This window comes from Agrobacterium sp. B1(2019) (assembly GCF_008274755.1).
GTDB lineage: Bacteria > Pseudomonadota > Alphaproteobacteria > Rhizobiales > Rhizobiaceae > Agrobacterium > Agrobacterium salinitolerans.
The window spans coordinates 779,115-799,425 of record NZ_VTPB01000002.1; the positions used below are offsets into that span (position 1 = coordinate 779,115).

Below are 20,311 nucleotides of genomic sequence, written 5' to 3' on the forward strand. Positions count from 1 at the left end.
CCTCGGTTCTTACTTGGCGCGGGCGCGGTAGATGGTGTCGAGCCAGACGGCGACGACCAGGACCACACCGACGACGATGCGCTGGAAGGGCGTATCGATGCCCACCAGCACCATGCCGGATTGAAGCGACTGCATGACGAGCGCGCCGAGCATCGCGCCCGCTATGGTTCCGACACCGCCGGCAAGCGAGGTGCCGCCGATGACGGCCGCCGCGATGGTATAGAGCTCGTCCAGCTCGCCCTGGGCATTGGTGGCCGCGTTGAGGCGGGCGGTCGAGATGGCCGCGGCGATGGCGCACAGAACGCCCATCAGCGTGAAGATTTTCACCGTCACCCAGCGGGTCTTGATGCCGGCGAGTTCGGCTGCTTCCGGATTGCCGCCGATGGCGAAGACATAACGTCCGAAGCGCAACCTTGTGGCGATGAAGGTCATGACCGCACCGACGGCAAGCGCCATCAGCACCGGAATGGCGATGCCATGCGAAATGAACAGACCGCCTTCAGGCCAGGCGATGCCATTGGCGTCGGCATAGTTGCGGGCGATGTTGATTGGCCATGGATAGCTGTTGACCACCGCCACGAAACCGATGACGACGACGCAGCCGAGCGCGGCCAGAAAATATTCCGCCCAGACGGGCCGCAGCGGAAAGCCGAAACGGCGGCGTTGGTGGCGGGAATTAAGGATTGCCGCGATGATGGCGACGCAGGCTATGATGGCAGCGATCCAGCTCCATGTCGCGCCAATCGAGCCGCTGGTGCCGCCGCCCATCAGGCGGAAGGTGGAATCCATCGGCGCCACGGTGCGGCCGCTGGTGATGAACCATGTGCCGCCGCGCCAGACCAGCAGGCCGCCAAGCGTAACGATGAAGGACGGCACGTTCAGGAAGGCGATGATGGAGCCCTGCAGCATGCCGATGGCGCCGCCGACGAGAATGCCGACCAGAAGCGTGACGATCCAGGTTGCCCAATGTTCGAAACCGAGGATCTGCGGCAGGATTTCCGCCTGTGTGACGCCCATGATCATGCCGGAGAAACCGAGGATCGACCCGACCGACAGGTCGATATTGCGGGTGACGATGACGAGCACCATGCCGGTCGCCATGACAGCCACGGACGCGGTCTGCACGGAAAGGTTCCAGAGGTTTCGCGGCGTCAGGAACAATCCGCCCGACAGGATATGAAATCCGATCCAGATCAGAAGAAGTGCACCCACCATGCCGAGCAGCCTGGTATCCAGCTCGGTGGCGTTGATGAAGCGCGTTATCGAGCCTGCTTTTTCCGTCTTTTGCGACGTTGTGGAATTGGATTGGGTCGTATCGGCCATGAACTGCCGGTGCTCCTTACATCTTAGAACGTTTTCGTTTTTCCCTGAATCGCGAAAACGCTCCAACGCTTTTTTCTGGCGCATCTCCGGACGGAAAACCGGTGCCACTTTTCTGGAAATGCTCTAACTCTTTGTTTTTCGCATTTCCAAACGGAAAACCGGGGCCCACTTTTCCTGGAAATGCTCTAAAAGGCGCCGCGCCATGAGCCATGGCGCAGCGCCCGAACCGGGACGTATTCGATCAATCGCAGGCTTTGACGGTTCCCGCCTTCACACCCTGGCAGGCCGTTTCCTTTTTGATCCAGCCGGCATCGATGACGACGTTCAGATTGTCCTTGGTGATGGCGATCGGCTTCAGGAAGACCGACTGCATCGTGACCTTCTTCGGGCCGCCGTCAAACGCCGTGACGCCCTTGATCTCCGTCATTTTCTTGCCGCCGGCCAGTTCCAGCGCAATGCCAGCCGCTTCCTTGCCGAGTTCACGGCTGTCCTTCCAGACCGAGACCGTCTGCGTGCCGAGCGCGACGCGGTTCAGCGCGGCGAAATCGGCATCCTGACCGGAAACGGGAACCGAACCGGCCATGCCCTGCGCGGCGAGAGCGGCGATTGCACCGCCGGCCGTGCCGTCATTCGAGGCGACGACCGCATCGACCTTGTTGTTATTCTTGGTCAGGAACTGTTCCATGTTCTTCTGGGCATTTTCCGGCTTCCAGCCATCGGTATAGGCTTCGCCGACATTCTTGATCTTGCCGCCGTCAATGGCAGCTTTCAGCACTTCCTGCTGACCGGCGAACAGGAAGTCCGCATTCGGATCGGAAGAAGAGCCCTTGATGAAAACGTAATTGCCTTCGGGCTTCACCTTGAAGACTTCGGCAGCCTGAAGACGCCCGACTTCCTTGTTATCGAAGGTAATGTAGAAGGCGTTCTGGTTTTCGATCAAGCGGTCGTAACCCACGACCGGAATGCCTTCGGCAACGGCCTTTTCAACAGCCGGGCCAATCGCGTCGCTGTCCTGCGCCAGGATGATCAGCGCGTTGGCGCCCTGCGCGATCAGCGATTCCACGTCTGTCAGCTGCTTTGAGGCGGATGATTGCGCGTCGGCGGAAATGTATTTCGCGCCGGCCTTGTCGAGCGCCGCCTTGATGGCCGCCTCATCCGTTTTCCAGCGTTCTTCCTGGAAATTCGACCAGGAAACGCCGACGACGAGATCAGCGGCCATGGCGGCAGTGTGCAGGGAAACGAGTACGGCTGTACCCGCCAGAAGCTTGGCAAAAGAATTCATGATGTCCTCCCGGTAAGGGCGAAGCCCCGCACCTCCATGCAGGGGAAAACGCCCGGAAAAAGCTGCCGGTCTCTGTGGTTTCACAATTTTCTCGACAGTCGAGAAAATTAATGTCAGAGATTCCCCATGCTGTCAACAACGGCTGCGGGCAGCATCCGGGTGCCTTGATATTGCTTTCGGCATGCGCCATCAGAGCGGATCAGCACGACAGGAAAAAGGCCGTTCAGGGAGCATGCCCCAGCCCATGTCCGCCATTGCAAGTACGGAACTGGTGCGCCAGAAAAACAGCCTTTCGGTGATGGCGGCACTGCGTCTGCACGGCAGCCTTTCCCACACCGACATGTCGACTTTCACCGGGCTTGCCTCCGCCACCGTCTCCGCCATCACCACCGAGCTTGAACGGGCCGGACTCATTCTCCGGAAAGAGCAGCTTGCCACGGCAGGCCGAGGCCGGCCTCGCATTCTCTTCGGCCCGCGCGGCGCTTTCTGCCATGTCGCCATCATCATTATCTCTTCCGACAGCGTGCAATATTCGCTGGTCGATTATGCCGGCAAGCTAGTGGACCGTTTCACCGAACAAAGGATTGCTGCTGAAAAAGGCACATTCGGCGGCGCGATCCTCGCCGGTCTCGCAAGACTTGCCGATCGCTCGCGCATTGACCGGCACGATATCCTCCAGGCCTCGATCAGCAGCAAGGGGCTGGTGGATACGGCCACGGCAACACTCGTCTGGTCGCCGGTTCTCGGTGACGAAAGGATCGATTTCCAGCGGCTGGTATCCGGGGACGGCCGCATTCGCGTGACGCTGAACAACGAAACGCTGCTGGCCGCAAAAGCCATCTGGATGCGGGAGCAGGCAAAAGAAGACCCGGCGCCGGAGGCCCTCGTCACCTTGTCACTCGGCCACAGCATCGGCCTTGGCATCGCCCGCGCGGCGCGCGGCACAATTGAGGTCAGCGCCCCCAATTTCGGCCATATGCTGCATCTGGCCGACGGCGCGCTGTGCCGTTGCGGCACCAAAGGCTGCATCGAGGCCTATTCCGGGTTTTACGCCATACTGCGTTCTGCTTTCGAAGTCCCGCCGCAGGCGGAACCGGCGAAATTCGTGCCGATCGCCGAGGTGGACAAGATCGCCGCCTCGGCCCGCACCGGCGCCCGCATGGCGCGGTTCGCCTTTCGCACCGCCGGACTTGCGCTCGGCAACGGCCTTTCACGCCTCTTCAGTCTGCACGGCCATATGCCGGTCTTCATCACCGGCCCGGGCACCCGCTATTTCGATCTTCTGGAAAGCGGCCTGCGCGACGGTCTGGCGCAATCGCAGGCGGTGCGTTTCGGCGGTATGCCGAAAATAGCCATAGCGGCCAACGAGCCGGAACTGGTGTTTGAAGGGCATATGGAACACGCGCTTTCAGCCGCAGACGACTACATCCTGAGCGCCGACGGCCCGGAAAGACCGATGAAGAGTTCAGGGAACTGACAGGGCGGCTGGCGGATTTTCAGGCGCGCTCCGCCACGGCTTCGGCCTTTTGCTCGCCGCCCGTCAGCATGGTCACGAATTCATCGAGACCGGCAGCCTCTTCCTTGCTCAGGCGCAGGCCCTGTTTCGTGCGTCGCCAGAGAATGTCCTCGGCCGCAGAGGCCCATTCGTGTTCCACCAGCCAGCGCACCTCGCATTCATAAAGCGTGCCGCCAAAATGCCGGCCGAGGCCGGACACATCGGTGGCGCTGCCCAACAGTTCTGCAGCCTTGGTGCCGTAGTTTCTGACAAGCCGCTCGGCATGGCGTCCATCAAGGAAAGGGTATCGGGAGACGAGCGTCCGAACCTGCGCCTCATATCTCTCAGCACCGAAATCGCCGCCCGGCAGGTGGGAGCCCGCCGTCCACGGCTTGCCCTTTTTGCCAATCGCCGCGCCGATCTTTTCCAGCGCATGTTCCGCCAGCCGCCGATAGGTGGTGAGCTTGCCGCCGAAAATATTGAGGAGTGGAGCTTCACCGTCGGCCTCTTCAACCTTCAGCACGTAATCGCGTGTGGCTTCCTGCGCTTTCGAAGCACCGTCATCAAAGAGCGGCCGTACGCCGGAATAGGTCCAGACGATGTCTTCCGGCCGAACGGGTTCGCTGAAATAGTCGCTGGCCGCGTTGCAGAGATATGAAATTTCGTCTTCGGAAATGCGAACCTTGGCCGGATCGCCATTGTAGTCGCGATCCGTTGTGCCGATCAGCGTGAAATCCCGCTCATAGGGAATGGCGAAGATGATGCGGTTATCCGGGTTCTGGAAGAAATAGGCGCGCGGATCGGAAAACTTCTTGCGCACGATGATATGGCTGCCCTGCACGAGCCGGACATTGTGCACGTCGTTGCGGCCGAAGACGCCTGAAAGCACATTGTCCACCCAGGGGCCGGCCGCATTGACCAGCATGCGAGCCCTGTGTGTGGCCGCCCGGCCGGTTTTTTCGTCCAGCGTCTCGATGAGCCAAAGCCCGCCTTCACGCCGCGCCGAAACGACCCGCGTGCGGCTCATGATCGTTGCGCCGCGATTTGCCGCATCGCGTGCGTTGAGAACCACGAAACGGGCATCATCCACCCAGCCATCGGAATATTCGAAAGCCTTGGCGAAAACAGGCTTTAGCGGCTTGCCAGCCGGGTCCTTGCAAAGATCGAGCGTGCGCGTCGCCGGCAAAAGTTTGCGGCCGCCGAGATTGTCATAAAGAAACAGGCCGAGCCGGACCATCCAGGCCGGGCGCACGCCGCCTTTCTGGATTGGCAGGACGAAACGCATGGGCCAGATGACATGCGGGGCCATGGCCCAGAGGATTTCCCGCTCCATAAGCGCTTCGCGGACGAGGCGAAACTCGTAATGTTCGAGATAACGCAGGCCGCCATGGATGAGCTTGGTGGCCGCCGAAGACGTGCCGGAAGCAAAATCGCCCTTTTCCGCAAGCGCCACGGAATAGCCCCTGCCCACGGCATCGCGGGCAATGCCGCAGCCATTGATGCCACCACCGATGACAAAAAGATCGAAAATATTCTCGCCGGACATAGAGCCTCCACGACAGCGTCGGGGGGACCTCGTCCCCATCGTTGAAAGACAATTGCCATAAAAACGAAAACAAAACGAATGTCAAAAGAAAACAAACGAAACACGTTCCGGCAAAGGCGAACGGCCGCTGCGCGCCCTCCACCGTATGGCCAGCCTCTTACGGGGTCTGTGTTTCAGCCATGTGTCGGGGAAACTTGCTCAAGCTCATAGAGCACGCCTCCCATATCCTTCGGATGCAGGAAAAGAACGGGATTGCCATGTGCGCCGATCTTCGGCTCGCCGTCACCCAGAATTCGAACGCCTTTTTTGACGAGATCGTCGCGCGCCGCGACAATGTCAGGCACTTCGAAGCAGAGATGGTGCGTGCCGCCGCCCGGATTTCTTTCGAGAAAGGCGGCAATCGGCGAATTTTCTCCGAGGGGGTGAAGAAGCTCGATCTTGGTATTTTCAGCCTGAATGAAAACCACCGTCACCCCGTGTTCAGGCAGCGATTGCGGCTCCGAGACCTCTGCGCCAAGCGCCCTGTATCGGGAGACGGCGGCTTCGAGATCGGATACCGCGATGGCGACGTGATTCAGTCTTCCGAACATGGTCGTCTTCCCCTCACACGTTCCGCCTGACGCCTTCGAGCAGGTCGAGAACCTTGTTGGCCGCATCCATGACATTGGTGCCGGGGCCGAAAATTGCCGAAACGCCGTGATCGAGCAGAAACTGATAATCCTGCCGCGGAATGACGCCGCCGACCACGACGATGATGTCTTCCGCGCCCTTCTGTTTCAGCGCCTCAACCAGCTGCGGCGCAAGCGTCTTATGACCGGCGGCGAGCGACGACATGCCGACCACATGCACCCTGTTCTGAACGGCAAGATCGGCTGCTTCAACGGGTGTCTGAAACAGGGGGCCGGCCAGCACATCGAAACCGATATCGCCAAAGGCGGAGGCGATGACCTTCGCGCCGCGATCATGCCCGTCCTGCCCGAGCTTGGCGACCATGATGCGCGGCTTGGTGCCGATCCTCTCAGCCACACCGGAAAGCCGGGCGGCGAGCGTGGCAAGTTCCGGCTCGTCCTTATAGGCCTCGCCGTAAATATCGCTCACCACGTCCGGCACGGCGGCATGGTCACCGAAGACCGCACGCAATGCATCGGAAATCTCTCCCACCGTGGCGCGGGCGCGGGCGGCGACAACGGCGGCTTCGAGAATATTGCCCTTGCCGCTGCGGGCGATGTCGGAAAGTGCCGCCAAGGCGGAGGTCACATCCCTGCCATCGCGGCGGCGGCGCGTCTCCTCAATACGGCGGATCTGCGCGGCGCGAACGGCGGCATTGTCGATATCGAGAACATCGATATCTTCCTCGTTTTCGAGACGATAACGGTTGACGCCGACAATGACCTCCTCGCCCTTGTCCACCGCCGCCTGCCGGCGTGTTGCCGCCTCTTCGATCAGCCGTTTCGGCAGGCCTTCCGCCACCGCCCTGGTCATACCGCCAAGCGCCTCCACCTCCTCGATCAGCGCCCAGGCCTTCTCTGCCAGTTCATCGGTCAGGCTCTCGACATAATAGGAACCGGCCAGCGGATCGACGACCTTGGTAACGCCTGTTTCATGCTGGAGGATAAGTTGCGTATTGCGGGCGATGCGGGCGGAAAATTCCGTCGGTAAGGCAATCGCCTCATCAAAGGAATTGGTGTGCAGCGACTGCGTGCCGCCAAGCACGGCGGACATGGCCTCAAACGCGGTACGGACAATGTTGTTGTAGGGGTCCTGCTCCTGCAGCGAAACGCCTGACGTCTGGCAATGGGTGCGCAACATCAGCGATGACGCCTTTTGCGGCTTGAATTCCTGCATGATGCGCGACCAGAGCAGGCGCGCGGCGCGAAGCTTTGCCGCCTCCATGAAGAAATTCATGCCGATGGCGAAAAAGAACGACAGGCGCCCGGCGAATTCATCAACATTCAGCCCCTTGGCCAGCGCCGCGCGCACATATTCGCGGCCATCCGCCAGCGTGAAGGCAAGCTCCTGCACCAGCGTCGCGCCCGCTTCCTGCATGTGATAGCCGGATATTGAGATGGAGTTGAATTTTGGCATCTCCTTCGCCGTATATTCGATGATATCGGCAATGATCCGCATCGAGGGTTCCGGTGGATAGATATAGGTGTTGCGGACCATGAACTCCTTGAGAATGTCGTTCTGGATGGTGCCGGAAAGGGCGGCGCGAGGAACGCCCTGTTCTTCCCCCGCAACGATGAAACTGGCGAGCACGGGAATGACCGCGCCGTTCATGGTCATCGAGACGGACACTTTTTCGAGCGGGATGCCGTCGAACAGGATTTTCATGTCCTCGACGCTGTCGATCGCCACGCCCGCCTTGCCGACATCGCCCTCCACGCGCGGATGATCGCTGTCATAACCGCGATGGGTGGCAAGATCGAAGGCGACGGAAACGCCCTGCTGACCGGCGGCCAGCGCCTTGCGGTAAAAGGCGTTCGAGGCTTCCGCCGTGGAGAAACCGGCATATTGGCGGATGGTCCAGGGCCGCCCGGCATACATGGTGGCGCGCGGGCCGCGCGTGAAGGGCGCAAAGCCGGGCAGGCTGTCCAGATGGGAAATCTTCTGCAGATCATCAGCGGTATAGAGCGGCTTGACCTCGATGCCCTCCGGCGTGTGCCAGACGAGTGTGTCCGGTGAGCGCTTCAGCTCCTTTTCGGCAAGCTGCAGCCAATCCCGCACCGTTTTTTCACCCGACATGCATCTCTCCCCTTCTGCATTTCATTTTAGCACTGTGGCGGTTGATCGTGACGAAAATCGAACGGCCGCCCGCAGGCCCGCCCCCTTAAACCACTCCGATCCGCATCCGTTCCGCAAAAACGGCCAAAGGTCGTCACTCGAATTCGAGAATGACTTCATCCACCGCGAGGCTGTCGCCTGGTTTTGCCGCCACCCTGGCAACGCGTCCGCGTTTTTCCGCGCGCAGGATGTTTTCCATCTTCATGGCCTCCACCGTCGCCAATGCCTGCCCGGCCTCCACCTCGTCGCCCTCACCCACGGAAATACCGGTGATGACGCCCGGCATGGGGCAGAGCAGCAGTTTCGACGTATCCGGCGGCAGCTTTTCCGGCATCAGCAGCGCCAGTTCCGCAACGCGCGGGCTGCGGACGCGGGCGAGAACATCCATGCCGCGCCAGCGCAGGCGAACCGCTGCCCCTGCAAGATCGACCTTGGCGGCGATGACCTCGCCCGCCACCGTGAACAGCCCAAGGCTTTGGCCGGGATGCCAGCCGGTATCGATGGTCAGCGCCATCCCATCCTCAAAACGGACCGCCGCACCATCCGCACCGGTTTCGACGCTGACCCCGTGGCGGAACGCGCCAAAAGAAACCACCCAGTCACTACCGACAATGCGGCGGTGATTGCCAATGGTGCCGGAAATTTCAACCGCGCGGTTCTGCAAGCGCTGATTGATCATGGCCGCAATGGCGGAAAGCTTGCGCGCTGCGGCCTCATCCGGCTCGACGCCGGAAAAGCCTTCCGGAAACTCTTCCGCAATAAAGCCCGTCGTCAGGCGGCCGGCACGGAAACGCTCATACTGCATGACGGCCGACAGGAACGGTAGATTGTGGCCGATGCCCTCCACCTCGAAACGATCCAGCGCCTGCCCCATGGCGTCGATGGCGGTTTCACGATCCTTGCCTAGAGCGCACAGCTTGGCGATCATCGGATCGTAATACATCGAAATTTCGCCGCCTTCGAAAACACCAGTATCGTTGCGGATGACCGTTCCGTTTTCCTGTTCGCCTTCCTGCGGCGGACGATAACGCGTCAGCCGGCCAATGGAGGGCAGGAAGTTGCGATAGGGGTCTTCAGCATAAAGCCGGCTTTCTATGGCCCAGCCGTTCAGTTTCACATCCGTCTGGCCGAAGGAGAGCTTTTCACCTGACGCCACACGGATCATCTGTTCGACCAGATCGATGCCGGTGATGAGTTCCGTCACCGGATGCTCCACCTGCAGGCGGGTATTCATTTCAAGGAAATAGAAGTTGCGGTCGCCATCGACGATGAATTCCACCGTGCCGGCCGAATGGTAACCGACCGCTCTGGCCAGCGCCACGGCCTGCTCGCCCATGGCCTTGCGTGTCGCTTCGTCCAGAAAGGGTGACGGCGCCTCCTCGATGACCTTCTGGTTCCGCCGCTGGATCGAGCATTCGCGTTCGCCGAGATAAAGGATATTGCCGTGCTTGTCGCCCAGCACCTGAATTTCGATATGGCGCGGCTGGGTGACAAATTTTTCGATGAAGATGCGGTCATCGCCAAACGACGACTTCGCCTCGTTTTTGGAGGACTGAAAACCCTCGCGCGCTTCGGCATCGTTGAAGGCGATGCGCATGCCTTTGCCGCCACCGCCGGCCGACGCCTTGATCATGACGGGATAACCGATCTGCGAAGCGATCCTCACCGCCTCATCCGCATCCTCGATCAGCCCCATATGGCCGGGGACGGTGGAAACGCCCGCTTTCGCGGCCAGTTTCTTGGAGGTGATCTTGTCACCCATGGCCTCAATGGCGCCAACAGGCGGGCCAATGAAGACGACGCCCGCCTTTTCCAGCGCCTTAGCAAAGGCGGCGTTTTCCGACAGGAACCCGTAACCGGGATGGACCGCATCCGCCCCGGTCTTATTGATGGCCTCCAGAATTTTGTCGATGACGATATAGGACTGCGACGAGGGGGACGGGCCGATATGAACGGCCTCATCCGCTTGTCTCACATGCAGCGCATTGGCATCCGCATCCGAATAGACCGCGACAGTGGCGATGCCCATCTTCCTGGCCGTCTTGATCACCCGGCAGGCGATCTCGCCGCGATTGGCGATGAGAATTTTCTTGATCATGCGGTTGTTGCCCCTCTTCCCTCAGCGCAAACCCGTGAGTAGTCCTCAAATTTCGAAGAAATTCTCGAAGGATTCCGGGAAATTCTGCCGGGCGACACGTTCATCGATAACAAGCATCGCCTGATAGGAAAGCGGATCGAAGTTCTTTTCCGCCGGCACCACCTCGCGGCCGAAGAGGAGGTTGAGGCGGGCGGCGTCGAGATTGCCGCGCTCGAAGGGCTCAGGCCCGAAATGGTGCCAGAGCGAGTGCAGGAAGGCGGCATCGATTCGATGCTCCTTGGTGTCGTTGCGCGCCCTTCGGGGTATCATCTTGATAGGTGTTACCCCTTTGGGGTTGGCGCGGCGGATGGTGAACTGGACGCCCGTGCTCGGCATGCCGGAGGGAAATCCCTTGTGTTTGGTCATTTCGGGCAGGTTCGCCATCTTTTGTCCTTCCAGAACATTTCCAGTAAAAGCTGCCTAGCTTTTACGTCCGGAAATGCGTCAATTCAAATAGTTAGAGCGCTTTTGGCGCTCTAATCTTTCCTTACGCCTTGCCGATCTTGTCCTCAGTCTTCGTCTCGAAGTCGGAGGCATCGTGGCGTTCATGCAACTGTTCAGACGGATCGCCGGAGGTCTTGTTGACGATCACGCCGCGTTTGACCGCCGGGCGTTCGCCGATTTCGAGCGTCCAGCGCATGACGTTCTTGTAACCGTCCGCCTCAAGGAACGCACCGGCATCGCCATAGGCCTGGCCGAGCGCGATCTTGCCGTACCACGGCCAGACAGCCATGTCGGCGATCGTATATTCCGAACCCGCCAGATAGCGGTTTTCAGCCAGATGCCGGTCCAGCACGTCGAGCTGGCGTTTGACCTCCATCGCGTAACGGTCGATGGCGTATTTGATCTTGATCGGCGCATAGGCGTAGAAATGGCCGAAACCGCCGCCGAGGAAGGGTGCGGAGCCCATCTGCCAGAACAGCCAGTTCAGCGCCTGCGTGCGGGCATTGCCCTCTTTCGGCAGGAAAGCACCGAATTTTTCCGCAAGGTAGACGAGAATCGAGCCGCTTTCGAAAACGCGCGTCGGCTCAGCCGTCGAGTGATCCATCAGCGCCGGGATCTTGGAATTCGGATTGACGCCGACGAAACCGGAACCGAACTGGTCGCCTTCGCCGATCTTGATCAGCCAGGCATCGTATTCGGCGCCCTTGTGGCCAGCAGCCAGCAATTCTTCCAGCATGATGGTGACCTTCTGGCCGTTCGGCGTCGCCAGCGAATAAAGCTGCAGCGGATGCTTGCCGACGGGCAGTTCCTTTTCATGGGTGGGACCGGCGATCGGGCGGTTGATATTGGCGAACTGGCCGCCATTGCCCTTATCCCAGGTCCAGACCTTGGGCACTTCATATCCTGCGGGTAAATTATCTGCGGAGGAATTTTCGGCCATGAAAATGTGTCCTTTTGCGTTTTCGGGAGGACATCCGGACATCCGGGCGCCTGAACATCCATATAGTAAGGTGGCCAAAGCATTTTTCCAGCCCTGCTGCGGGTCAGAGCGGAATAGTGTCGTGTTTCTTCCAGCGGGTTTCCACGCTCTTGTTGCGTAGCGACGCAAAGGCGCGAGCGATGCGGCGGCGTGAGGAATGCGGCATGATGACCTCATCGATGAAACCGCGCTCCGCAGCGACGAAGGGATTGGCGAAACGCTCCTCGTATTCCTTCGTGCGCGCGGCAATCTTTTCCGGATCGGAAAGCTCGGAACGATAGAGAATTTCCGCCGCCCCCTTTGCGCCCATCACGGCGATTTCCGCCGTCGGCCAGGCGTAATTCACATCCGCGCCGATATGTTTGGAGGCCATCACGTCATAAGCGCCACCATAGGCCTTGCGGGTGATCAACGTTACCATCGGCACCGTCGCCTCCGAATAGGCGAAGAGAAGTTTTGCGCCGTGCTTGATGACGCCGCCATATTCCTGTGCCGTTCCGGGCAGGAAACCCGGCACATCCACCAGCGTCAAAAGCGGAATATTGAAGGCGTCGCAGAAGCGCACGAAACGCGCCGCCTTGCGCGAGGCGTCAATATCGAGGCAGCCGGCCAGCACCATCGGCTGATTGGCGACGACGCCCACCGTCTGGCCTTCGAGACGGATGAAGCCGGTGATGATGTTGCGGGCGAAAGCCTCCTGCAACTCGAAGAAGTCTCCCTCATCTGCCAGCGCGTGGATCAGTTCCTTCATGTCGTAGGGTTTGTTGGAACTGTCGGGGATCAGCGTATCGAGACGTGCTTCCAGCCGCGCCGGATCGTCGTGGAACGGGCGCTCCGGCGGCTTTTCGCGGTTGTTGAGCGGCAGGAAATCGAACAGCAGCCGCACATGCTCCAGCGTCTCGATGTCGTTTTCATAAGCGCCGTCGGCGACGGAGGATTTTTTCGTATGGGTGGAGGCTCCGCCCAGTTCTTCCGCCGTAACGATCTCGTTGGTCACGGTTTTGACCACATCCGGCCCGGTCACGAACATGTAGGAGGTATCGCGCACCATGAAGATAAAATCGGTCATGGCTGGCGAATAGACGGCGCCACCCGCACAGGGGCCCATGATGACGGAGATTTGCGGCACGACGCCGGAGGCGACGACATTGCGCTTGAAGACGTCGGCATAACCGCCGAGCGAGGCCACGCCTTCCTGAATTCTGGCCCCGCCGGAATCGTTGAGGCCGATCACCGGCGCGCCGTTGCGCACCGCCATATCCATGATCTTGCAGATTTTCTGCGCATGGGTTTCCGACAGCGAACCGCCGAGCACGGTGAAATCCTGCGAAAACACATAGACCTGTCGGCCATTGATGGTGCCCCAGCCGGTGACGACGCCATCCCCCGCCACCTTCTGCTCCGCCATGCCGAAATCCACCGCCCGGTGGGTCACGTACATGTCATATTCTTCGAAGGAGCCCTCATCCAGCAGCACGTCGATGCGCTCGCGCGCCGTCAGCTTGCCCTTGGCATGCTGCGCCTCGATGCGCTTGACGCCACCGCCGAGCCGCGCCTCGGCGCGCCGCGTTTCCAATTGCTCCAGAATGCCGGGCATGTTTCCTCCATGCGTTTCCTCAAAATCAATAGCTTAGAAAACATTCGCCTAGAAGCCTTGATCGTGCGCGTATGCGTGCCATAAATATTTGCAATGTTTAATTTTGCAAAGTTGCAACATGGCGACGGAAAAACTCTTCATCGGCCGCAAGGTTCGCGGCCTTCGCGAAAACGCCCGCGCCACACAGGCGCAATTTGCCGAACGGCTGGGCATCTCCGCGAGTTACCTGAACCAGATCGAGAATAACCAACGCCCGGTTTCGGCCAGCGTTCTGGTGACGCTGGTGGAAAAGTTCCAGCTCGACATGGCGGAGCTGGCGACGGGCGAAAGCGACCGGCTGGTTTCCGCCGTGCGCGAGGCGCTGAAAGACCCGTTGTTCCTGAATTACGAGCCTGGGCTTCAGGAATTGAAGCTGATCGCCCAGAACGCGCCGGGTTTTGCCCATGCGCTGCTGCGTGCCCATCAGGCCTATCGCCAGAACAGCGAGCAGCTGGTGCAGCTGGATGATCGACTGGGTCGCGGCACCGCACAGGTGGAAAGAACCCCTTACGAGGAGGTGCGCGACTTCTTCCACTTTGTCGACAATTACGTCGCCGAGATCGACGTTCTGGCCGAGGAGCTGGCACAGGAACTGGAGATCGAGGGAGGCGGCACCGATGGCATTCTGGCGACGCATCTGCGCAGCCGTTACGGCATCCATATCACCCGCACCGATGCGGCGGGCGGTCTGATCCGGCATTTCGATCCTGCGAGCAAGACGCTCGCCCTCAGCTCGTACATGGCCGCGTCCACCCGCTGTTTTCAGCTTGCATTGCAGATTGCCCAGCTTCACGCCGGCCCAACGGTGGACAGGGTGCTGGGCAGCGCCGGTTTCCGCAACACGGAAGCGGCCGAAATCTGTCGTATCGGACTTCACAATTATTTCGCCGCAGCGCTCATCCTGCCCTATGGCCGCTTTCACCGGGCGGCGCAGGAACTGCGCCACGATCTTGAGCTTCTGGCCGTTCGTTTCGGCGCAAGCCTTGAGCAGGTGGCCCATCGGCTGAGCACCTTGCAACGGCCGGGTATAAAAGGCGTGCCGATCTTTTTCGCCAAGATCGACCGCGCCGGCAACATCACCAAACGCCACAGCGCCACGCGGCTGCAATTTGCCCGTTTTGGCGCGGCCTGTCCGCTGTGGAATATCCATCAGGCTTTCGAAAGCTCCGACAGGATCGTGCGGCAGCTGGCGGAAACGCCCGATGGCGTACGCTATCTTTCCATCGCCACGCAGATCGAGAAAGCCGGTGCCGGTTTCAACACGGAGAGACCGCGTTATGCCATCGCGCTCGGCTGCGAAATTTCACACGCGCAGAATTTCGTTTATGCCGATACGCTCGATCTCGGCAATGCGGCCTCCTTCAAACCCATCGGCATTTCCTGTCGGGTCTGCGAAAGGGTGGATTGCGTGCAACGCGCCGTGCCGCCGTTGAAACGCAAGCTGCATTTCGATCATCTCTCGCGCGGGGCCCTGCCCTACAGTATCGCCGATTTTTGACCACGCTCAGGGCAGCGGCGCCATGGCGCGCCGCATGATGTTGGCATAATAGCCCCAGAAAAGCCGGGCGGCCACGGAGCGCCACGGCGACCAGAGCGCCGCCCGCTCCGCCAGCCATTTCGCCTCCGGCCTCACTTCCATATCAAGCGCATGCGCCACCGCCGATCTCAGCGCCACATCACCCACCGGAAAAATATCCGGATGCCCGCCGCAGAACATCAGATAGACCTCCGCCGTCCACGGGCCGATACCGCGAAGCGCCACCAGTTCGGAAAGGGCCGCAAGTCCCTCCTTGCGCACCACGCCGTCAAGATCGATCTGCCCTTGCGTGACGGCGCACGCCAGCCCCTCCAGCGTCGTCGCCTTGGCCCGGGAAAGGCCGAAGGTGGCGCGCAATTCCTCCGGCACACCTAGATAATTCTCCGCCGTGACCGCGCCGCCGGTGCCGGCAAGAATACGCGCCCATATGGCATTGGCGCTGGCGCGCGACACCATCTGCGAGACGACGATGTGGGCAAGGCCGGCAAAGCCGGGCTCGTGAATGCGCAGTTCCAGCGGACCGGCTATTTCAATGACGGGGCCAAGCGCAGGATCGAGGAGAGCGAGATGTTCCAGCCCTTCGCTGATGTCATCCATCCCGGTAATGATTTTCATATCAGTCATTCCATGTGCCGCCAGCCGGCTGGTTTGGCTCTTTAAAACATGGCAGAAGAAATCATGCCTTCGCCGTTCCGTCAAAAACCGGTTTACCGTTTTGCACCAAGCCCCAATGGCCTGCTGCATCTCGGCCACGCGCTTTCCGCCTTCCTGAACCACGATATGGCGCAAGACAATGACGGTCGTTTTCTGCTGCGTATCGAGGATATCGACCAGACCCGCTGCACACCGGAACTGGAGCAGGCGATCTATGATGATCTCGGCTGGCTGGGTCTCGACTGGGAGAAACCTGCGCGGCGGCAATCGGAGCATTTCGAAGAGTACCGTGTGGCGCTGGACAGACTGGTCGAGGCAGGGCTTGCTTACCCTGCCTTTCTGAGCCGTGGAGAAACCAAGGCGATCGTCAGGGCCTTCGAAGCGGAGGGAGGGTTGTGGCCGCGCGATCCCGATGGCGCGCCGCTTTACCCGACCATAGACCGGGAGAGGCCAAAGGCGGAACGGACAGCGCTGCTCGCTTCCGGCCGGCCGCACGCCTGGCGGCTCGACATGGAAAAGGCGATCCGCGCCGCCGACATCCCCCTGTTCTGGCGGGAAAGCGGCGATGGCGAGACGGGACAAATCAAGGCCCTGCCCGCGCTTTGGGGCGATGTGGTGCTGTCGCGTTCCGACGCGCCTTCGAGTTATCATCTTTCCGTCGTGGTGGACGATGCGCTGCAGGGCGTAACCCATGTGGTCCGCGGCATGGATCTCTATCACGCAACCGCCATCCACCGGCTGTTGCAACACCTGCTGGACCTGTCGCAACCGGCCTATCACCATCACCGGCTGATCTTGGGCGCAGACGGGCGCAAGCTTTCGAAAAGCGAAGGCAGTACCGGCATTTCCGCCCTGCGGGCAGAAGGAGCGACGCCCTCAGATATCCGCCGGCTTGTCGGTCTCCTCTAGCGCCCGCTCCCGGCGCGCGCCGCTGCCGCCGATATTGCGGCGGATGATCTGGCGTACCTTGTATTTCATCAGCGCCGCATTGACCTCCGCGCCCAGCATGAAGATGACGCCGACCATATAAAGAAACACCAGAACCACCATCACCGAGGCGAGACCGGCATAGGTGGCGGCATAATTGGCGAAGGTGGAGAGATAATAGGCGAAGATCGCGGCACCGATGACCCAGAATATCATCGTCAGGAGAATGCCGGGCCAGACATCCCAGATGCGGCGTTTGCCGGCCGGAAGCCACAGATGCGCCGCCACCAGCCCCGCCGTTAGCACAACGATGGTACCGTAAAGACCAAGACTGGAGACCGTATTCAGCACGTCTGTCAGCCACGGGAACCGCTGCTCGGCAAAAGAGGTGGCGACCGGCACGGCGACCAGCACGATGCTGATGCCGGCAAAGACCACAACCGCAATCAGCACGTAAAGCAGGCTGAGCAGACGGGTGATATACCACCAGCGCGTCTCCGTGACACGATAGGCGCGGTTGAGCGAAATTCTCAGCGCCTCAACGCCGTTGGAGGCAAAATAGGCGGCCGCCAGCACCGAAATCGTCAGCAGCCCGCCGCGCGGAATGGTCAGCACCTGCTGCACCTGCGCCGCCAGCGGCCCGGCAATCGCTTCCGGCCATGTATCGAAAATCAGATGCACCGCCGTTTCGGAAAACTGGTCGGCCCCGAGAAAACCGGCAAGCGCCGTGCCGAAGATCAGGAAGGGGAACAGCGCCAGAAGGATGGACAGCGCCATATGGCTCGCCATCGCCCAGCCGTCATCCTCGGCGAAATGGGAATAGGCATCGAAGGCAACCTTGCCTGCCAGGCGCACTGCGGCAACCATGTCACCTCCATTCATCGGCATTTCATTTGTAACTTCGCCCCGAATATGGGAAATCAGCTTCGCTTTGTACAGCGCGCAAGCCCGGCTTTCGGTTCCATTTCCGAAAAGGATTTTGCGCAATTTAATTTTGTGAATCTGAGCGCACCTTGGCGCAAAGACCATTGGCGGGGCGGAACATGTCTGAAAAACCGGTCATCATCATCACCGGCTGTTCGTCTGGCATCGGTGCTTATTGCGCCGGCGCGCTCCACCGGGACGGTTGGCGGGTGTTCGCCACCGTGCGGCGTATCGTTGACATGGCCGCGCTCGAAAATCAGGGCATCGAAACCCTGATCATGGATTACACCAAGCCCGAAACCATCGCAGCACTGGTGGATACCGTTGCCGCCCGCACCGGCGGCCGCATCGATGCGCTTTTCAACAACGGCGCCTATGGCCAGCCGGGCGCGGTGGAGGATTTGCCTGTCGAAGCGCTGCGGGCACAGTTCGAAACCAACGTTTTCGGCTGGCACGATCTGACGCGGCGGGTCATTCCCTTCATGCGCGCCCACGGCACTGGGCGCATCGTGCATTGCTCCTCCATTCTCGGTCTCGTTCCCTATCGCTATCGCGGCGCTTACACCGCTTCGAAATTCGCGCTTGAGGGGCTGGGCGTCACGCTGCGCATGGAGCTTCAGGGCAGCGGCATCCATGTGAGCCTGATCGAACCGGGGCCGATCACCTCCAAATTCACCGCTACCGCGCTTGCCCATATCAACGAGCACATCGATCTCGAAAATTCAGCCCATGCGGCGGAATATAAACGCCAGTTGGCGCGCATGGATGGTTCCGGCCCCGTCAACCGCCACAAGCTTGGTCCGGACGCCGTTTATACCGTGTTGAAACACGCCCTGACGGCGGCAAAACCGAAGCCTCATTATCCCGTTACCGTGCCGGCCAAACAGGGGCTTATCCTGAAACGGCTCTTGCCTGCCGGACTTTTCTATCGTCTGCTGCGCAGATTCGATTGAGGAGGAGTAATACCGCATGTCCGGCTTCACCACCGTTCTGGCCCTTATCGTCATGGGCCTCGTCGTCATCGTGCTGATACGCGGCCTCTTCAACATGCTGAAGGGACAGGATGCCAACCGTTCCAACAAGCTGATGCAGCTTCGCCTGCTTTTGCAGGCCGTGGCGATTGTGTTGATCATGTTCACTCTCTGGCTCACCGGCGGTGGTCGCTGACATGGTGAAGCTGAACAAGATCTACACCCGTACGGGCGACAAGGGCACGACGGCGCTGGTTTCCGGACCGCGCCGGCTGAAGCACGATCTTCGCGTCGAGGCCTATGGAACAGTGGACGAGACCAATTCAGCCATTGGCGTCGCACGGCTTCATACGGGCGGGATTGAAAAGCTGGATGCCATGCTTTTTCGCATCCAGAACGATCTTTTCGATCTCGGCGCCGATCTCGCCACGCCTGACAATGGCGAGCCGCTTTCTTACGAGCCGCTGCGCATCGTCGAAAGCCAGGTCACGCGGCTGGAAAACGAAATCGACGATCTCAATGTCGCCCTTGAACCGCTGACCTCTTTCGTGCTGCCGGGCGGCAGTGCTGCGGCGGCCAGCCTGCACATGGCGCGCACCGTCTGCAGGCGGGCGGAAAGACTGATGGTGGAACTGTCCGTCACTGAGAACGAGATCGTCAGCCCGGCGGCGCTTAAATACGCCAACCGCCTGTCCGATTTCCTGTTCGTCGCCGCCCGCTTCGCCAATGAGGCCGGCAAGGCCGACATATTGTGGGTTCCCGGCAAGAACCGCTAAAGCGTTTCAACGACGCAACCAAAGGGCGTTCGATGTTCATACCGCTGCACGATGCGAACTCCCTCAAGCATATCCGGCTGCAATATGTCACCATCGGCCTGATCGTGATCAATGTGCTGATCTTTCTGTTTACCGGGGTGCTTGCCAGCGACACGCAGGCAAATGCGGCAGCCCTCGGCCTCGGTTTCATTCCGGCAGTCGTGTTCGACTACGCCTATCTGGAACCCGCCCTGCAGGTCGTTCCCGATGACCTGACCGTCGTCACCTATGCTTTCCTGCATCTCGATTTCTGGCATCTGGCCGGCAACATGCTGTTTCTCTGGGTCTTCGGCGACAATGTCGAGGATGCACTCGGTCATTTCCGTTTCCTGATCTTCTATGTCATCTGCGCGATTGCCGGCGCCCTGTTTCACGGTTTCGTCGCCCCCACCTCGGAAGGGCCGCTGATCGGCGCTTCGGGTGCGGTTTCAGGCGTCGTCGCGGCCTATTTTCTTCTGCATCCCAAGGTTCGCGTCTGGGTGCTTGTTCTCATGCGCATTCCGCTTCCCTTGCCCGCCTTCGTTCCGCTGGCGCTGTGGATCGGCCAGCAGTTCCTGATGCTGGCGCTCGGGCTTGAGGAAAACGTCTCCTGGGGGGCGCATGTCGGCGGCATCATGGCCGGCGCGATCATGGTGATTTTCATGCGCAGGCGGGGTGTTCCCCTGTTTGACCGCACGATTGTTCCGCCAAGGGCGGCGCAGTTCAAGAATCCGTCGCAAACGGCGGGGTTGTCGCAAATCGAACGGGGCTATGACGGGAGCAGATGAGCTCTTGCAAAAGAGATAGAGTATTTACGTGAACGTCAACGTAAGATATGCCTTACGCGCATGCGATAATGAAGATTGCTCCGTTGTAAT

The 20,311-nt window shown here is 60.3% G+C and carries 18 protein-coding genes; 7 read left to right on the forward strand and 11 right to left on the reverse strand.

The features are described from left to right. Window positions 1-9: 9 nt before the first annotated feature. Complete coding sequence (locus AGR1_RS18340) at window positions 10-1,323, reverse strand: sugar ABC transporter permease (RefSeq protein WP_149147799.1); 1,314 nt, start codon at window positions 1,321-1,323, stop codon at window positions 10-12. A gap of 241 nt (window positions 1,324-1,564) precedes the next feature. Then, window positions 1,565-2,605 carry a D-xylose ABC transporter substrate-binding protein gene (gene xylF, locus AGR1_RS18345; protein ID WP_080795186.1) on the reverse strand — a complete coding sequence of 347 codons (1,041 nt, stop codon included), beginning with the start codon at window positions 2,603-2,605 and terminating at the stop codon, window positions 1,565-1,567. 244 nt (window positions 2,606-2,849) lie between these two features. Between xylF and AGR1_RS18350 the strand changes: the two genes are divergently transcribed. Then, a complete protein-coding gene (locus AGR1_RS18350; RefSeq protein WP_187772227.1) occupies window positions 2,850-4,082 on the forward strand; it encodes an ROK family transcriptional regulator in 1,233 nt (410 codons plus the stop codon). 19 nt (window positions 4,083-4,101) lie between these two features. On the opposite strand, the gene AGR1_RS18355 is transcribed toward AGR1_RS18350, so the two are convergent. The 7 genes from AGR1_RS18355 to AGR1_RS18385 form a co-directional block, all read right to left on the reverse strand. Next, window positions 4,102-5,646, reverse strand: a complete 1,545-nt coding sequence (locus AGR1_RS18355) for a glycerol-3-phosphate dehydrogenase (protein ID WP_149147801.1) — start codon at window positions 5,644-5,646, stop codon at window positions 4,102-4,104. Window positions 5,647-5,819: 173 nt separating this feature from the next. After that, window positions 5,820-6,236, reverse strand: coding sequence for a methylmalonyl-CoA epimerase (mce, locus tag AGR1_RS18360; RefSeq protein ID WP_149147802.1), 417 nt, complete (start codon window positions 6,234-6,236; stop codon window positions 5,820-5,822). A 13-nt stretch (window positions 6,237-6,249) separates the two neighbouring features. Further along, the gene (scpA, locus tag AGR1_RS18365) at window positions 6,250-8,391 is read right to left on the reverse strand and encodes a methylmalonyl-CoA mutase (protein ID WP_149147803.1); all 2,142 of its coding nucleotides are present in this window, start codon (window positions 8,389-8,391) and stop codon (window positions 6,250-6,252) included. A gap of 133 nt (window positions 8,392-8,524) precedes the next feature. Next, window positions 8,525-10,528 carry an acetyl/propionyl/methylcrotonyl-CoA carboxylase subunit alpha gene (locus tag AGR1_RS18370; protein WP_149147804.1) on the reverse strand — a complete coding sequence of 668 codons (2,004 nt, stop codon included), beginning with the start codon at window positions 10,526-10,528 and terminating at the stop codon, window positions 8,525-8,527. Between the two features lie 45 nt (window positions 10,529-10,573). Beyond that, entirely contained in the window at window positions 10,574-10,951 is a 378-nt protein-coding gene (locus tag AGR1_RS18375; protein WP_077985202.1) for a hypothetical protein, read from the reverse strand. A 103-nt stretch (window positions 10,952-11,054) separates the two neighbouring features. Continuing rightward, a complete protein-coding gene (gene yghU, locus AGR1_RS18380; RefSeq protein WP_149147805.1) occupies window positions 11,055-11,951 on the reverse strand; it encodes a glutathione-dependent disulfide-bond oxidoreductase in 897 nt (298 codons plus the stop codon). Window positions 11,952-12,054: 103 nt separating this feature from the next. Beyond that, window positions 12,055-13,587 carry an acyl-CoA carboxylase subunit beta gene (locus AGR1_RS18385; protein WP_080795161.1) on the reverse strand — a complete coding sequence of 511 codons (1,533 nt, stop codon included), beginning with the start codon at window positions 13,585-13,587 and terminating at the stop codon, window positions 12,055-12,057. Between the two features lie 118 nt (window positions 13,588-13,705). Here AGR1_RS18385 and AGR1_RS18390 point away from each other — a divergent pair, with 118 nt between their 5' ends. Then, entirely contained in the window at window positions 13,706-15,124 is a 1,419-nt protein-coding gene (locus AGR1_RS18390) for an XRE family transcriptional regulator (RefSeq protein ID WP_149147806.1), read from the forward strand. Window positions 15,125-15,130: 6 nt separating this feature from the next. Here the strand turns inward: AGR1_RS18390 and AGR1_RS18395 are convergent, their stop codons facing one another. Beyond that, window positions 15,131-15,787: a DNA-3-methyladenine glycosylase gene (locus AGR1_RS18395; protein WP_187772228.1), complete on the reverse strand. Its 657-nt coding sequence runs from the start codon at window positions 15,785-15,787 to the stop codon at window positions 15,131-15,133. A 39-nt stretch (window positions 15,788-15,826) separates the two neighbouring features. On the opposite strand from AGR1_RS18395, the gene gluQRS reads away from it, so the two are divergent. Beyond that, window positions 15,827-16,726, forward strand: a complete 900-nt coding sequence (gluQRS, locus tag AGR1_RS18400) for a tRNA glutamyl-Q(34) synthetase GluQRS (RefSeq protein WP_149147807.1) — start codon at window positions 15,827-15,829, stop codon at window positions 16,724-16,726. Here gluQRS and AGR1_RS18405 read toward each other — a convergent pair. Beyond that, complete coding sequence (locus tag AGR1_RS18405) at window positions 16,694-17,611, reverse strand: YihY/virulence factor BrkB family protein (RefSeq protein WP_077985332.1); 918 nt, start codon at window positions 17,609-17,611, stop codon at window positions 16,694-16,696. The genes gluQRS and AGR1_RS18405 overlap by 33 nt on opposite strands. A gap of 176 nt (window positions 17,612-17,787) precedes the next feature. Here AGR1_RS18405 and AGR1_RS18410 point away from each other — a divergent pair, with 176 nt between their 5' ends. Genes AGR1_RS18410 through AGR1_RS18425 form a run of 4 tightly spaced genes read left to right on the forward strand, consistent with a single transcriptional unit; the run spans window position 17,788 to window position 20,221 of the window. After that, window positions 17,788-18,621: an SDR family oxidoreductase gene (locus tag AGR1_RS18410; RefSeq protein WP_080795152.1), complete on the forward strand. Its 834-nt coding sequence runs from the start codon at window positions 17,788-17,790 to the stop codon at window positions 18,619-18,621. 16 nt (window positions 18,622-18,637) lie between these two features. After that, entirely contained in the window at window positions 18,638-18,835 is a 198-nt protein-coding gene (locus tag AGR1_RS18415) for a twin transmembrane helix small protein (protein WP_003520830.1), read from the forward strand. 1 nt (window position 18,836) lies between these two features. Then, window positions 18,837-19,415: a cob(I)yrinic acid a,c-diamide adenosyltransferase gene (locus AGR1_RS18420; RefSeq protein ID WP_149147808.1), complete on the forward strand. Its 579-nt coding sequence runs from the start codon at window positions 18,837-18,839 to the stop codon at window positions 19,413-19,415. A 32-nt stretch (window positions 19,416-19,447) separates the two neighbouring features. Further along, window positions 19,448-20,221, forward strand: a complete 774-nt coding sequence (locus tag AGR1_RS18425; RefSeq protein ID WP_149147809.1) for a rhomboid family intramembrane serine protease — start codon at window positions 19,448-19,450, stop codon at window positions 20,219-20,221. Window positions 20,222-20,311: the final 90 nt, after the last annotated feature.

What these genes read in the sequence shown, in the direction of transcription:
- AGR1_RS18340 (WP_149147799.1), bottom strand. Translation starts at nt 1,323, where the DNA reads ATGGCCGATACGACCCAATCCAATTCCACAACGTCGCAAAAGACGGAA.
- xylF (WP_080795186.1), bottom strand. Translation starts at nt 2,605, where the DNA reads ATGAATTCTTTTGCCAAGCTTCTGGCGGGTACAGCCGTACTCGTTTCC.
- AGR1_RS18350 (WP_187772227.1), top strand. Translation starts at nt 2,850, where the DNA reads ATGTCCGCCATTGCAAGTACGGAACTGGTGCGCCAGAAAAACAGCCTT.
- AGR1_RS18355 (WP_149147801.1), bottom strand. Translation starts at nt 5,646, where the DNA reads ATGTCCGGCGAGAATATTTTCGATCTTTTTGTCATCGGTGGTGGCATC.
- mce (WP_149147802.1), bottom strand. Translation starts at nt 6,236, where the DNA reads ATGTTCGGAAGACTGAATCACGTCGCCATCGCGGTATCCGATCTCGAA.
- scpA (WP_149147803.1), bottom strand. Translation starts at nt 8,391, where the DNA reads ATGTCGGGTGAAAAAACGGTGCGGGATTGGCTGCAGCTTGCCGAAAAG.
- AGR1_RS18370 (WP_149147804.1), bottom strand. Translation starts at nt 10,528, where the DNA reads ATGATCAAGAAAATTCTCATCGCCAATCGCGGCGAGATCGCCTGCCGG.
- AGR1_RS18375 (WP_077985202.1), bottom strand. Translation starts at nt 10,951, where the DNA reads ATGGCGAACCTGCCCGAAATGACCAAACACAAGGGATTTCCCTCCGGC.
- yghU (WP_149147805.1), bottom strand. Translation starts at nt 11,951, where the DNA reads ATGGCCGAAAATTCCTCCGCAGATAATTTACCCGCAGGATATGAAGTG.
- AGR1_RS18385 (WP_080795161.1), bottom strand. Translation starts at nt 13,587, where the DNA reads ATGCCCGGCATTCTGGAGCAATTGGAAACGCGGCGCGCCGAGGCGCGG.
- AGR1_RS18390 (WP_149147806.1), top strand. Translation starts at nt 13,706, where the DNA reads ATGGCGACGGAAAAACTCTTCATCGGCCGCAAGGTTCGCGGCCTTCGC.
- AGR1_RS18395 (WP_187772228.1), bottom strand. Translation starts at nt 15,787, where the DNA reads ATGACTGATATGAAAATCATTACCGGGATGGATGACATCAGCGAAGGG.
- gluQRS (WP_149147807.1), top strand. Translation starts at nt 15,827, where the DNA reads ATGGCAGAAGAAATCATGCCTTCGCCGTTCCGTCAAAAACCGGTTTAC.
- AGR1_RS18405 (WP_077985332.1), bottom strand. Translation starts at nt 17,611, where the DNA reads ATGGTTGCCGCAGTGCGCCTGGCAGGCAAGGTTGCCTTCGATGCCTAT.
- AGR1_RS18410 (WP_080795152.1), top strand. Translation starts at nt 17,788, where the DNA reads ATGTCTGAAAAACCGGTCATCATCATCACCGGCTGTTCGTCTGGCATC.
- AGR1_RS18415 (WP_003520830.1), top strand. Translation starts at nt 18,638, where the DNA reads ATGTCCGGCTTCACCACCGTTCTGGCCCTTATCGTCATGGGCCTCGTC.
- AGR1_RS18420 (WP_149147808.1), top strand. Translation starts at nt 18,837, where the DNA reads ATGGTGAAGCTGAACAAGATCTACACCCGTACGGGCGACAAGGGCACG.
- AGR1_RS18425 (WP_149147809.1), top strand. Translation starts at nt 19,448, where the DNA reads ATGTTCATACCGCTGCACGATGCGAACTCCCTCAAGCATATCCGGCTG.